The 13,177-nt window shown below is 71.0% G+C and carries 14 protein-coding genes; 3 read left to right on the forward strand and 11 right to left on the reverse strand.

Annotated elements, in window-relative coordinates:
- Window positions 1–6 precede the first annotated feature (6 nt).
- From kdpB to kdpF, 3 genes are read right to left on the reverse strand one after another with little or no spacing between them, the layout of a single operon-like run.
- Entirely contained in the window at window positions 7–2,055 is a 2,049-nt protein-coding gene (gene kdpB / locus ABIE65_RS08815) for a potassium-transporting ATPase subunit KdpB (RefSeq protein ID WP_502918517.1), read from the reverse strand.
- Window positions 2,052–3,773, reverse strand: a complete 1,722-nt coding sequence (kdpA, locus tag ABIE65_RS08820; protein WP_354077147.1) for a potassium-transporting ATPase subunit KdpA — start codon at window positions 3,771–3,773, stop codon at window positions 2,052–2,054. The genes kdpB and kdpA overlap by 4 nt, the downstream gene beginning before the upstream one ends.
- A 10-nt stretch (window positions 3,774–3,783) precedes the next feature.
- On the reverse strand, window positions 3,784–3,873 hold the full coding sequence (kdpF, locus tag ABIE65_RS08825) for a K(+)-transporting ATPase subunit F (RefSeq protein WP_354077148.1): 90 nt from the start codon (window positions 3,871–3,873) through the stop codon (window positions 3,784–3,786).
- 266 nt (window positions 3,874–4,139) lie between these two features.
- Between kdpF and ABIE65_RS08830 the strand changes: the two genes are divergently transcribed.
- On the forward strand, window positions 4,140–5,219 hold the full coding sequence (locus ABIE65_RS08830; protein ID WP_354077149.1) for an LLM class flavin-dependent oxidoreductase: 1,080 nt from the start codon (window positions 4,140–4,142) through the stop codon (window positions 5,217–5,219).
- Between the two features lie 36 nt (window positions 5,220–5,255).
- Here ABIE65_RS08830 and ABIE65_RS08835 read toward each other — a convergent pair whose 3' ends face one another.
- Window positions 5,256–6,107: a hypothetical protein gene (locus ABIE65_RS08835; protein WP_354077150.1), complete on the reverse strand. Its 852-nt coding sequence runs from the start codon at window positions 6,105–6,107 to the stop codon at window positions 5,256–5,258.
- Window positions 6,108–6,306: 199 nt separating this feature from the next.
- Between ABIE65_RS08835 and ABIE65_RS08840 the strand changes: the two genes are divergently transcribed.
- Complete coding sequence (locus ABIE65_RS08840; protein ID WP_354077151.1) at window positions 6,307–6,981, forward strand: SOS response-associated peptidase; 675 nt, start codon at window positions 6,307–6,309, stop codon at window positions 6,979–6,981.
- Window positions 6,982–6,987: 6 nt separating this feature from the next.
- Here the strand turns inward: ABIE65_RS08840 and ABIE65_RS08845 are convergent, their stop codons facing one another.
- From ABIE65_RS08845 to ABIE65_RS08865, 5 genes are all read right to left on the reverse strand, one after another.
- Window positions 6,988–7,584, reverse strand: a complete 597-nt coding sequence (locus ABIE65_RS08845; RefSeq protein ID WP_354077152.1) for a hypothetical protein — start codon at window positions 7,582–7,584, stop codon at window positions 6,988–6,990.
- An 87-nt stretch (window positions 7,585–7,671) separates the two neighbouring features.
- Complete coding sequence (locus tag ABIE65_RS08850; RefSeq protein ID WP_354077153.1) at window positions 7,672–8,598, reverse strand: aminotransferase class IV; 927 nt, start codon at window positions 8,596–8,598, stop codon at window positions 7,672–7,674.
- A 109-nt stretch (window positions 8,599–8,707) separates the two neighbouring features.
- Entirely contained in the window at window positions 8,708–9,481 is a 774-nt protein-coding gene (gene fabI / locus ABIE65_RS08855) for an enoyl-ACP reductase FabI (RefSeq protein ID WP_354077154.1), read from the reverse strand.
- Between the two features lie 216 nt (window positions 9,482–9,697).
- Window positions 9,698–10,333: a TetR/AcrR family transcriptional regulator gene (locus ABIE65_RS08860; RefSeq protein ID WP_354077155.1), complete on the reverse strand. Its 636-nt coding sequence runs from the start codon at window positions 10,331–10,333 to the stop codon at window positions 9,698–9,700.
- A 1-nt stretch (window position 10,334) separates the two neighbouring features.
- Window positions 10,335–10,757, reverse strand: a complete 423-nt coding sequence (locus tag ABIE65_RS08865; protein ID WP_354077157.1) for an ester cyclase — start codon at window positions 10,755–10,757, stop codon at window positions 10,335–10,337.
- 140 nt (window positions 10,758–10,897) lie between these two features.
- Here ABIE65_RS08865 and ABIE65_RS08870 point away from each other — a divergent pair, with 140 nt between their 5' ends.
- On the forward strand, window positions 10,898–11,257 hold the full coding sequence (locus tag ABIE65_RS08870; RefSeq protein WP_354077159.1) for a cupin domain-containing protein: 360 nt from the start codon (window positions 10,898–10,900) through the stop codon (window positions 11,255–11,257).
- Here the strand turns inward: ABIE65_RS08870 and ABIE65_RS08875 are convergent.
- Both ABIE65_RS08875 and ABIE65_RS08880 read right to left on the reverse strand, forming a co-directional pair.
- Window positions 11,247–11,774: a DUF3833 domain-containing protein gene (locus ABIE65_RS08875; RefSeq protein ID WP_354077160.1), complete on the reverse strand. Its 528-nt coding sequence runs from the start codon at window positions 11,772–11,774 to the stop codon at window positions 11,247–11,249. The genes ABIE65_RS08870 and ABIE65_RS08875 overlap by 11 nt on opposite strands.
- A gap of 13 nt (window positions 11,775–11,787) precedes the next feature.
- Entirely contained in the window at window positions 11,788–13,170 is a 1,383-nt protein-coding gene (locus ABIE65_RS08880) for an MFS transporter (RefSeq protein ID WP_354077162.1), read from the reverse strand.
- Window positions 13,171–13,177 lie beyond the last annotated feature (7 nt).

The raw sequence follows: 13,177 nt of genomic DNA on the forward strand, positions 1-13,177 counted from the left end.
ATCTCCTCAGGCGAGCCCGAGAGCGGCGACGGCCATGTCGATCAGCTTGATGCCGACGAACGGTGCCGCGAGGCCGCCCAGGCCGTAGATCAGCAGGTTGCGGCGCAGCAGCGCGGCGGCGGAGGCCGGCGCATAGCGGACGCCACGCAGGGCGAGCGGGATCAGCACGACGATGACCAGGGCGTTGAAGACGACTGCCGACAGTATGGCACTCGCCGGGCTGGACAGCCGCATGACGTCGAGCACCTGCAGGCCCGGATAGACCGTGACGAACAGCGCCGGCAGGATCGCGAAATATTTGGCGACGTCGTTGGCGACGGAGAAGGTGGTCAGGGCGCCGCGGCTGATCAGCAGCTGCTTGCCGACCAGCACGATCTCGATCAGCTTCGTCGGGTCGCTGTCGAGGTCGATCAGGTTGCCCGCCTCCTTCGCCGCCGGCGTGCCGGAGTTCATGGCGACGCCGACGTCGGCCTGGGCGAGGGCGGGCGCATCGTTCGAGCCGTCGCCACACATCGCGACCATCTTGCCCTCGGCCTGCTCCTTGCGGATCAGCTCCAACTTGCCTTCGGGCGTCGCCTCGGCGAGGAAGTCGTCGACGCCGGCCTCCGCGGCGATGGCGGCCGCGGTCAGCGGATTGTCGCCGGTGATCATCACCGTGCGGATGCCCATCCGCCGCAGCTCGGCGAAGCGCTCGCGTATGTGCGGCTTGATCACGTCCTTCAGGTGGATGACGCCCAGGATGCGCCGGTCGCGCGACACGAGCAGCGGCGTGCCGCCCGACTTGGCGATCCGTTCGACGATCCGGGCGAGTGCCGGCGTCGCGGTCGCTTCGGCATGACGGAGCACGGCATCGGCGGCGCCTTTGCGCACCACGCTGCCGTCCTGCAGGTCGGCACCGGACAGCCGCGTCTGCGCCGAGAAGGCCAGCGACTTGGCGATCCGGCTCTCCAGCGCCTCGGCCGGGTGTCCGAGCGTGCGTCGGCCGAGGGCGACGATCGAGCGGCCCTCCGGCGTCTCGTCGGCGAACGAGGCGATCAGCGCCGCCTCGACCAGGTCGTCGTCGCGGACACCGGGCAGCGCGATCATCTCCTCGGCCATGCGGTTGCCGAAGGTGATCGTCCCGGTCTTGTCGAGCAGCAGCGTGTCGACGTCGCCGGCCGCTTCGACGGCCCTGCCGGACTTCGCGACGACGTTCGCCTTCACCAGCCTGTCCATGCCGGCGATGCCGATCGCCGACAGCAGCCCGCCGATCGTCGTCGGGATCAGCGTGACCAGCAGGGCGACGAGGTAGGCCACCGGTATCGCGGTGCCGGAGAAGAGCGCGAACGGCTCCAGCGTCGCGACGACCAGCAGGAAGATGATCGTCATCCCGGCCAGCAGGATGTTGAGCGCGATCTCGTTCGGCGTCTTCTGCCGGCTCGCGCCCTCGACCATGGCGATCATCCGGTCGAGGAAACTCCGGCCCGGCTCCGCCGTGACGCGCACCACCAGCCAGTCGGAGACGAGGCGCGTGCCGCCGGTCACGGCCGACCGGTCGCCGCCCGACTCCCGGATGACGGGCGCCGACTCGCCGGTGATTGCCGACTCGTCGACCGACGCCACCCCGTCCACGACCTCGCCGTCGGCGGGCACGATCTCGCCGGCATCCACGACGAACAGGTCGCCGACGCGCAGGCTGCGGCTGGAGACCATCTCGGCGTCGTCGCGCCGGCTGGGATCGCCGCGCAGGCGCCGGCACCGGGTGTCCGTCTGGGTGGCACGCAGGCTGTCGGCGCGCGCCCTGCCGCGACCCTCGGCGATCGCCTCGGCGAAGTTGGCGAAGAGGACCGTCAGCCACAGCCAGAACGAGATCTGGCCGACCAGTCCCGCCGTGGCGGCACCCACCGCGAGGTCGCGGACGAACAGGCCGGTGGTGAGAAGGGCGAGCACCGCGGTCACGAACATGACCGGGTTGCGGGCCAGCACCCGCGGGTCGAGCTTGGCGAGGGCGGAGCGGCCCGCCGTAAGCGCCAGCCGCCCGTCGAGCAGCGGCCGTTCCTGCCGCACTGCGCTCACGGCGAGATACCTCCGAAGCTTTGGCCGGCGGCCATCGACACATGCTCGGCGAGCGGCCCCAGGGCCAGCGCCGGGAAGAAGGTCAGGCCGCCCATGATCAGGACCACCGTCATCAGCAGCACGACGAACAGCGGCCCGTGGGTCGGGAAGGTGCCGGTGGATGCCGGCGCCGACGCCTTTCCGGCGAGGCTGCCGGCGATGGCCAGCATCGGCACGATGAAGGCGTAGCGGCCGAGCATCATGGCGATGCCCTGCAGCGTCGTGTGAAACGGTGCGGCGGCGCCGTAGCCGGCGAAGGCCGAGCCGTTGTTCCCGGTGGCGGACGAGTAGGCGTAGAGGATCTCGCTGAGGCCGTGCGGCCCGGGGTCCTGCACCGCCGTCAGCGCCGAGGGGACGGTCGCGGCCAGGGCGCCGAACACCAGCACGCCGACCGGCATCGACAGGAAGGCGATCACGGCGAGCTTCACCTCCTTGGCCTGGATCTTCTTGCCCAGATATTCCGGCGTCCGGCCGACCATCAGGCCGGCGAGGAACACGGTCAGCACGACAAACAGCAGCATCCCGTAGAAGCCGGCGCCGACGCCGCCGAAGATCACCTCGCCGACCTGCATGTTCAGCAGGAGCGGCAGGCTGCCGAGCGGCGTGAAGCTGTCGTGCATGGCGTTGACCGAGCCGTTCGACGCGGCCGTGGTCGCCGTCGCCCACAGGGCGGACAGGCCCACGCCGAAGCGCGCCTCCTTGCCCTCCATGTTGCCGGCCGCCTGGTCGATCGGCAGCGCGTCGAGGAGGGGATTGCCGCGCAGCTCGGCGCCGTAGACGACGGCCAGCCCGGCCACGAACAGGAGGCCCATCGCCGCGAAGATCGCCACGCCCTGGCGCATGTCGCGCACCATCCGGCCGAACAGGAAGCAGAAGGCGGCTGGGATCAGCAGGATGTAGACCAGCTGCACCATATTCGAGAGCACGGTCGGGTTCTCGAACGGATGCGCCGAATTGACGTTGAAGAAACCGCCGCCGTTGGTGCCGAGCTGCTTGATGGCGATCTGCGAGGCCGCCGGGCCCATCCCGATCAGCTGGTCCGAGCCCTCGAGCGTCGTGGCGTGGACATAGGCCTGCAGGGTCTGCGGCACGCCCTGCCAGACGAGGACGAGCGCGGCGAGGATCGACAGCGGCAGCAGCACGTAGAGGACGGCGCGGGTCGCATCGACCCAGAAGTTGCCGAGCGTCTGGCTCTTCGTGGGCGCGAAGCCGCGGATGACGGCCACCGCCACGGCCATGCCGGTCGCGGCGGACAGGAAGTTCTGCACCGTCAGGCCGACCATCTGGCTGAAGTAGGAGAGTGCGGTCTCGCCGCCATAGGCCTGCCAGTTCGTGTTGGTCACGAAGCTGACCGCCGTGTTGAAAGCGAGGTCCGCCGACATCGGCGGCAGGCCCTGCGGGTTCCACGGCAGAAGATGCTGGAGCCGCAGCACGGCGTAGAGGAACAGCCACCCCCCGAGGTTGAAGGCCAGCACCGAGAGCGCGTAGCGCGTCCAGTGCTGGTCGCGCAGCGCCGCCGGGCCGAGGGCGCCGAGAATGCCGCGTTCGAGCGGTCCGGCGACCGGCGCCAGCAGCGCGCGCTCGCCCGAGAAGACGCGCGCCATGTACACGCCGAGCGGCCAGGCCAGCCCGCCGACGATCAGCGCGTAGAGCAGAAAGAGGAGAAGGTCGGATGCCATGGCCGCCTCCTCAGAACCGTTCCGGGCGCACGAGCGCGAACAGCAGGTAGGCGAGCAGCGCCCCTGCCACGGCGCCGGCGACGATCAATTCGAGCGTCATGTCGCCCTCACAGCCGTTCGCAGAGGCGCACGCCGACGCCGGACAGGACGAACAGGGCCACCCCGAGCGTCAGGTAGATCAGGTCGGGCATCGCGATCCGCTCCGCAGTTGAACCTGCATCAATCTGCGGGCGGGGGCCGTAAGGGGGCCATGCGTGATGCGGCGCCCGGGCGTAAGGAACGCGTAAGGATCGCGGGGCGCGGCGCCTCTTACCGGCGACGCGGGTCCGGCCTAGACTGCAGGACCCGCTGCGATGGATGCCCACGATGCGCCCTCTCGAATTCGGCTGGTTCCTGCCGACGTCCGGCGACACCACCTGCTACGGCGACGCCGCTGCGCAGATCCCGCCCTCGCTGGCGATGTTCGATCGGGTCGTCGCGGCGGCGGAGGCCGCCGGCTTCGAATATCTGCTGGTGCCGGTCAGCACCGCCTGCTGGGACGCCTACATCGCCAGCGCCGTCATGATCGGCCGCTCGCAGTCGATCCGCATGCTGGTCGCCGCCCGGCCGGGCTACGTGAACCCGGTCCTGCTGGCGAAGATGATCACCGCCTTCGACCAGCTGTCCGGCGGTCGCGTCGCCGTCAACCTGATCGCCGGGCAGAGCGATACGGAGACCGCGGCCGAGGGCATCCGCTGGAGCAAGGAGGAGCGCTACGCCCTGATGGACGAGGAGGTCTCGATCCTGAAGGCGCTGTGGACTTCGAAGGGCGCCTTGAACTTCGAAGGGCGCTTCCACACGCTGCGCGGCGCACGCATCGCACCGCCACCGTTCCAGCAGCCGCATCCGCGCTTCTATCTCGGCGGCGGCTCCGGCCAAGCCTGGGAGATCTCGGCGAAGCATGCCGACGTGCATCTCTTCTGGGGCGACACGCCGGACCGGATCGCCGCCAACATGCGCGACATCCGCGCGCTCGCCGCGGTCCACGGCAGGGCCGACGACATCGGCTTCGGCATGCGTCTGCAGATCGTCTGCCGCGAGACCGAGGAAGCGGCGTGGGACGCGGCGCACGAACTGGTGCGCGACACCACCGAGGGTCAGGCGCGCTACATCCGCGAGCATTACGCCAGCTCGGCGGCGAACCGGCGCGTCCAGGAACTCGCCCGCACCCACGGCGAGCTGATCGCGCCGCACCTCTGGACCGGCATCACCCGCGTCCGGCCCGGCGCCGGCATCGCGATCGTCGGGAACCCGGAGCAGTGCGCCGATACGCTGCAGCAGTTCATCGACCTCGGCTGCCACTCCTTCTGCCTGTCCGGCTATCTCCACGACGCGGAGGCCGAGCGCTTCGCCCGTCTGGTCCGCCCGATCCTGGCCGAGCGGAACCGCGGCCGGATGGCGGCCTGAGCCGCCCGTCGTGCGCGTCCCGCATGGCTGGCGCGGCTACCGTCGCGTGGCGTTCCGCAGGATGGCGCAGATCACGACCATCTTCGCGATGACGTCGCCGACGAAGGGTTCGATGGCCGTGCGGATCGTGGCGGCCAGGGCGGCGTCCGGTGCGGTGCCGTGCTGCGGGAGCCGGTCGGCGATGCCCGCGGCACGGGTACCCGCCTTCGCCACCGCGTCGGCGATCGCGCCGTCGAGGCGGCCGTCGCCGTCCAGCGGCGCCAGGATAGTCCAGGCGAGCGCCAGATAGGGCGGCCAGTGCGCCAGGTGACGGTACATGCTGGCGAGGATCGCGTCCTCGCGGCGGGTGCCGAGGCCATTCAGCGCCCGGACGAGCCGCGCCGTGGCGGGTGCCATCTCGTCCAGGGTCAGCAGCTTCGGCAGCGGGATCGCGCCGCCGGCGGCGCGGTCGGCACCCGCGGCCGGTAGGGCGGCGCCGTGCGACGTGCCGCCGGCGCCGCCGGCCGCGTCCGACAGGCCGCGGAGCAGCGCGGACAGGGCCACCAGCGCCATGGCGTTCGTCCGGTCGTAGGCCGCCAGCACGTTCGCGATGGCGGCCAGGTCGGCATCCGTCAGTCCGGCCGCCGCGAGGACCTCGACAGGCATCGGCGGCAGGTCCGGCAGGTCAAGGTCGCCGTGCAGCGCCGCCGCCTCGGCCGTGATCGTGCCGTCGGCATAGAGCGGCCGCAGCGTGCCCCATGCCCAGGGCAGCGCGCCGGGGTGGATCGCCAGGTGCCGCCAGATCAGGTTGACCACCTCGACGCCCAGCACGCGCCGGATATCGGCGTAGATCTCCGCGATCTCTCCGGTCGCCTCGGCTTCGGTGATCGCGGGAACAGGGTCGCTCATCTTCAACCTCGGTTATCGAACGGCGGGCGCGGCCGCTGCGGCGTCCGCGCGGCGGAGCATAGGGGGAGACGGCGCGGCGCGCGAGGCCGGCCGGTCTCGTCACCGTCGATCCGCGCGGCCGATCTGCGCCGTCGAACCGGACGGTCGATCCGCATTAGGATCGGCGCTCGATGACGGGAACCAGCGCGCGGGAGGCGGCATGTGCGGACGGTATCATTCGGCGACGCCGCCGGAACTGATCCGGGGGTGGTTCCGGGTGCTCGGGCCGCTGCCGAACTGGCGGCCGACCTGGAACGCCGCGCCGACGCAGAGCCTGCCCGTGGTGCGGTTCAATCCCGAGGCCGGCGCGCGGTCGCTCGACCTGCTGCGCTGGGGGCTGGTGCCGAGCTGGGCGAAGGACCCGAAGATCGGCGCGAAGATGATCAATGCCCGCGCCGAGACCGTCGCGACGCTGCCCGCCTTCCGCAAGGCGTTCGCCAGGCGCCGCTGCATCGTGCCGGCGGACGGTTTCTACGAATGGGCGAAGACCGACGCCGGCAAGGTGCCCTACGCCGTCGGGCCGGCCGAGGCGGGGACGATCTGGGGCTTCGCCGGCCTGTGGGAGGGCTGGAAGAACGAGGCGGGGGAGTGGCTGCGCAGCTTCACCATCGTGACAACGGCGGCGAACGAGGCGCTGCGCCATATCCACGAACGCATGCCGGTGATCCTGCCGCCGGAGGCCTATGGCCGCTGGCTCGGCGAGGAGCCGGCCGAGCCGAAGGAACTGCAGGACCTGCTGAAGCCCTGCCCGGCCGACGCGGTGCGGGCCTGGACGGTGTCGCCCCGGGTGAACAGCGTGCGCAACGACGACGCGACGCTGCTCGACCCGGGATGACGGCCGCTACATGCGGCCGAGATCCTCGATCGCGTCGATGACCAGGCCGGTGCCGACCACGATCTGCAGGATGTCTGCGCCGACCCGGACATATCGATGGTTCGACGACAGCGGCGGCAGGCGGATCACCAGGTCGTGCGGCAGGTCGTAATAGATGACCTCGCGCGGCAGGCGGCGCCCGACATGCCACTTCTTCGCCTGTCCCGGCGGCATGCAGCCGTTGCGCTTCTTGGCGAGGCCGGGCGGGCAGTGGCGCACGTCGCTGTAGTAGTCCCGCACGGCGATGCGGTGGTCGTCGCGGAAGCGGCCGTCGGCGTGGCGCGATCCGCCGCGGTCGTCCCGATCACTGTGGTCCCGGCCACCTTGGTCCCTGTGGCTCTGGTCCCTGTGGCTCTGGTCCCTGTCCGGCGGCCCCTTCGTCCGGGACCCGCCGCCCCGATCGTCGGAATGGTGGTCGGAACGGCCGGGCGGTCCGCGGTCGGACTTGCCGTGGTCGCCGCCGCCCTTGCCGCCGCCGGCGTGCGGGGGCGGCGCGGCCCCCGCGCTGGCGGCGAAGAGGGCGCACAGAGCGATCACGCTCCAGCCCAGCGGTCGTGCCATCATGATCCGTCTCCGTTCGTCATGCGGCAGTGAACGGCGGGCGGGGTGGGAAGTTACGACGGCAGGTCCGCCGGGCCGTTGCGGCCAGCGTCAGTCCAGGTGCTTCAGATACTGTGCCACGAAATCGCAGCCGACCTCGGCGGAATAGGCGTCGATCAGGCGCTTCGTCACCGGCCCCGGAACGCCGCCGTCGCCGACGGCTTGGCCGTTGAAATGGCTGACCGGCAGGATGCAGAGGCTGGTCGAGGTCAGGAACATCTCGTCCGCGGTGGCGGCGTCGAACATGTCGATGTCGCGCTCGACGCAGCCGATGCCCAGCTTCGCCGCCATGTCCATGGTCATCTGGCGGCTGACGCCGGGCAGCACGAACTTCGCCCGCGGCGTCTGCAGGGCACCGTCGCGCACGATGAAGACGTTGCTGCCCATCCCCTCGGCGAGGTTGCCGTTCTCGTCCAGCAGCAGCGCCCAGGCCTCGGGGTCGGCCGCCTTCACCGGCTGCTCGGCGACGATCATGTTCAGGTAGTTGTGCGTCTTGGCGCGCGGGCTGAGCATGTCGGGGGCGGTGCGCCGCATCGGCGGCACCATCACCTTCGCGCCGTCGCGATACAGGTGCGCGCGCTTCCTGAACGGCAGCGGGATCATCTCGATCACGACGTTCGGACCCGTATGCTCCCAGCCCTCGTCGCCGACGGCGTCGACGCCGCGGCTGACGCGCTGGCCGACCCACCAGTCGCCGTCCGGGCCGCGCAGGTGGTTGTTGCGCTCGACGATCTCCTCCGACAGCGCCACCATCTCGGACGCCGGCATGCCCGGATCGATGCGCAGATAGCGCAGCGAGCGGTAGAAGCGGTCGATATGCTCCTTGATCCGGAAGATGCGGCCGTCGAAGGTCCGCGTCATGTCGAAGGCGCCGTCGCCGTATTTCCAGCTGCGGTCGCGGAAGGGGATCATCACCTCCCGCTCCGGCACGAAACTGCCGTTGAACCAGGCGACGCGTTCATTCGCTAACTGTGGCATCCGCTTTCTCCTCCGGGCGACCGACCGACAGCGCAGTAGACCCCCGCACCCCGCCGGCTGCCAAGAGCGCTGCAAGACGGGCGCCAGTACCACGGAGGGTTCGGGCGGTTCAGGCGACGATGTTGTAGCCGCCGTCGACGAAGGCGATCGACCCGGTCAGCGCCTTCGCGGCATCCGACACCAGGAAGGCGGCGGTCGCGCCGACATCCTCGATCGTCACCAGATGGCCTTGCGGTGCCTGGGCCGCCGCCTGCTCCAGCAGTTCGTCGAACCGGTCGATGCCGGACGCCGCGCGCGTCTTCAGCGGCCCCGGCGAGACCGCGTGCACCCGGATGCCCTTCGGCCCCAGTTCCGCCGCCATGTAGCGCACGCTGCTCTCCAGCGCCGCCTTCACCGGTCCCATCAGATTGTAGTTCGCCACCACCTTTTCCGATCCGTAGAAGGTGACGGTCAGCAGGCAGCCGCCGTCCGCCATCAGCGGCTCGGCCAGCTTGGCCATCCGGAGGAAGGAGTGGCAGGAGACGTCCATGGCCAGGAGGAAGCCGTCGCGCGAACAGTCGACCACGCGCGCATGCAGGTCCTCGCGCGGCGCGAAGGCGATGGAATGCAGCAGGAAGTCCAGGCGTCCCCACTCCCGCTCGATCCGCGCGAAGACCGCCTCCAGCTGCCCCGGTTCGCGCACGTCGCATGGCACGACGATGCCGCTGCCCAGCGACTCGGCCAGCGGCCGCACGTGCGGCTGCGCCCTGTCGTTCAGATAGGTGACCGCCAGGTCCGCGCCGCAGGCACGGAACGCCGACGCGCAGCCATAGGCGATGCTGCTGTCGTTGGCGATGCCGACGACCAGCCCCTTCTTTCCGGTAAGATCCACGAGCGGCTGCATGGCGTTCTCCCTGCGCCTGCCGGCCTGCAGGCTGTGCGATAGTGACACGGTCCGGCGAACCCCGGTTCACGGCGTTTGCGCTCGCGGCCGTCGGCTGACCGCGGGACCTTACCGTCGGGAGAGTGATCGCCACGCCCCTATCAGCAGTTCTTCGCCGCGCTGGAGCAGGCGATGTTCCTGACGGCGAACGAGGCCGACCGACGCGCCGGGGCGCGCTCAGGCTGGCGGGCGCCGCGCGGCGTCGACCAGCGCGCCGATGACCCAGCGCCGGACTGCGGCGGCGGCGGCATCGTCGAGCTGCAGGACGTCTTCGAAGACGATCCGCGCCTCGATCCCGACCAGAAGGGCGAGCGCGTCCCGGAGCAGCGGCAGCTGTGCGGGATCGAATGTCCCCGCCGCCGGCAGCAGTGCCGCTTCGATCAGCGGCGTCCGGCGGTTCTGGCGGGCGGGGACGTCGGCGTCGTCCGACAGACCGCGTTGCAGCGACAGGGCCAGCATCAGGCGCAGCTGCGGCTCGTGGTCGCGCACCATGGCGTGCAGGACGTCGTCCAGACGTTCGAGGCGGGCGACGGGGTCGGTTGCGTCGGCATCCGCGAACAGCGCCTCGGCGTCCGGCACGGCGATGTCGAGCGCCGCCTCCAGCAGCAGGGCGTCGAGGTTCGGGAAATAGCGATAGGCCGTCGCGCGGGAGACGAGCGCCTGCTCGGCCACCTGCTCCAGGCTCGGCCGGTCGCCGTCGCGCAGCAGGCGGGCCGCCGCCCGCAGCAGATCCTTCCGCGTCCTGCGCTTCTGGTTGCGCCTCCCGGCGCCGCCGATCCCTGCGCTGCCGTCCTCGCCGTTTCCGTCGGCCATGTCAGTCCTGCGGCAGTTGGCGAAAGACGGCGCCCATGTCGATCCAGACGTTCTCGCGCCGGATGTCGCCGCCGTCGGCGAACTCGACGACGTGGAGCAGGCGGAATTCCAGCGGCCGGCCGCGTCCCTGAAGGCCGAACGGCTTGCCGACGGCCCGGCCGCGCCAGATGGATTCGTCGACGAGGAAATCGTCGCCGTAAAGCCGCTTCACACACTCCACCCGGCCGTCGGCCAGGTCGGCGAACAGCGTCTCGTAGAAGGCGCGCGCGCCCTCGCGTCCCTGGGTCGGGCCCGTCGGCCAGCCGACGATGTCGTGCTCGGCGTCGTCCGTCAGCGTCGCCAGGACGCCCTCGACGTCGTCGCGCGCCTCGAAGCCGAAATGCGCGTCGATCTTCCGGTCCATATCCTCACGTGTCAGGGCCATCGCCACCCTCCAGGCAATCGTCAAAAGACGCGTCGATTATAATGAGACGTTCGTCTCACGACAATAAGGAGTGTTCAGGCCGGTGTTGACCCTGCGGCGGGCGCGGGCGAGCATGGCCGCATCATCGCGGCGGGCGGAACATGGCCGGAGCGGACGCGGGCACGGACGGCAACCTCTTCGCGCACCTTGCCGGAGCGGCCGGGGACGAGCGTATCGACGCGTTGCTCGACCGGCCGGGACTGCGGATCGAGCGGATCGTGTCCACCGGGCAGGCCAGTCCGCCGGGCTTCTGGTACGACCAGGAGGAGGCGGAATGGGTGCTGCTGGTCGCGGGCGCCGCTGGGCTGCAGTTCGAGGACGAGGAAGACGTGCGCACCCTGCGGCCCGGCGACCATCTGCTGATCCCGGCGCATCGGCGCCACCGCGTCGCCTGGACCGCCTCCGACGCGCCGACCGTCTGGCTCGCCGTGCACTTCCGGGACGAAGCGTCTAGGGCTTGACGAACGTCACGTAGACCTCGCCGAGCGAGACGCCGAACTTGGTGACCTCGGCGCGGTTGATCAGCGCCCCGCCAGGCTGCAGCAGGAACCAGTCGTCGAAGGTGACCCGCCAGGTCCCGTCGCCGACGGGCAGGTCGAACTCGTAGGTCCAGTTGACGGCGTTGCCGCGGGCCGCGCCCGTCGCCTTGCCGACGACCCCGTTCGCGGTGCCCTCGTAGGTCCGCTCGCCGGTGCTGACGATGGTCCAGATCCGGCGCTCGGTCTCGCCGTCGTCGTAGACGAAGTCTTCGACCAGGGTCAGCGTGTCGCCCTCGACCGTGCCGTTCAGGTCGACGGTGAACTGGCGCTGCACCTTGCCGAAGCGGTCGAAGAAGGCGCCCCACGCCTTGGTCTCGCCGGCGAAATACTGCTCCAGGCGCAGTTCCGGCGTGCGGCCGGCGAAGTCGTCGAGCTTCATGCCGCCGCAGCCGGCGAGCAGCGCCGCCGCGCCGAGGAGGGCCCCGGCGAGCCGGACCATGCGGGCGCGTCGGCTATGCGGCGGCCCCGCGGCGCGCCTCGGGGCGGTCGAGGATGCGGCGGATGCGGGATTGGCGTGCGGCATCGATCGGGTATCCCCATGCGACGAAGGCCGCCGCCAGCTTGAAGCCGATCGGCAGCAGGGCGTAGAGCGCGGACAGGACGAAGAGGGCGCCGGACGGCGTCTCGCCGGTCCCGGCCCCGGACCCGGCGCCTTCGAAGCCGGCGAGCGCCAGCAGCGGGAAGGCGATGCCGACCGCACCGGCCAGCGCCAGCTTGGTGGCCATGCCCCAGACCGCGAACAGCAGCCCGGCGCGGGCGCGACGGCTGCGCACGGCGTCGAGGTCGGTGACGTCCGCCTGCATCGACCCGGGCAGCGCCAGGTCGGCGCCCAGGCAGATGCCCGTCCCGATGCACACCAGCAGGAACCAGCCGGTGTCGCCGGCACCGAGCCACGGCACCGGCGCGAAGAGCAGGCAGGCGGCCAGCATCGAGGCGATCCAGGCGCGGTGCTTGCCGATCCGCGACGACAGCGCCAGCCAAGCCGGGATCGCCGCGACGCCGCAGACGACGTAGACGAGCAGCAGCGGACCGGACCAGCCCGGCGCCTGCAGGACATGCTCGACATAGAGCAGGAAGAGCGTCGCCGGCAGGCCGTTGGCGATGCCGTTCAGCAGATAGGCCGCCAGCAGGCGGACGAACGGCCGGTTGCCGAACAGCGCCCTGGCGCCGCGGCGCCACCCGACCGCGAGCAGCGCCACCGGCGACGGCGTTTGACCCGCTTCCGGAATGCGCCACGCCGCGAAGACGACGGTCGCCGGCAGCGCCACCAGCAGCGCCCAGCCGAGCACCTCCAGCGCGCCCAGCCCGTCGCCGGTCACCACGGCGATCGACGCCGCTGTCACCGTGCCGAGCAGCAGGCAGGCCTCGCGCCAGCCGGCGATCCGGCTGCGCTCGTCGTAGTCGGCGGAGATCTCGGCACCCCAGGCATACCAGGGCAGCAGGACCAGGGCGGCGCAGAGATAGACGGCCAGCGTCCAGCCGAGGAGATAGCCGGCGCCGGCATCCGCGGGCGGCAGGAACAGGAAGAAGATCGCGACCAGCAGCGGCGGCGTTCCGACCAGCATGGGCAGCCGGCGCCGCCGGTTCGCCGGAAGCCGGTCGGACAGCCATCCGACCAGCGGATCCTGCACCAGGTCGACGATGCGTGCGGCGAAGAGGACCAGCCCGACGGTGGCGAAGCCGAGGCCGAGTTCGTCGGCATACGCCTTCGGCAGGTAGATGTAGAGCGGCAGCAGCAGCGCCGCGAGCGGCAGGCCGGGTATGCCGTACGCCGCCAGCAGCCCGGCGGGCAGCCGCTCGACCGGTCGCTCGCCGGGCCTGCCGGTCGCGGCCATCCTCTGC

Source organism: Constrictibacter sp. MBR-5 (assembly GCF_040549485.1).
Taxonomy (GTDB): Bacteria; Pseudomonadota; Alphaproteobacteria; order JAJUGE01; family JAJUGE01; genus Constrictibacter.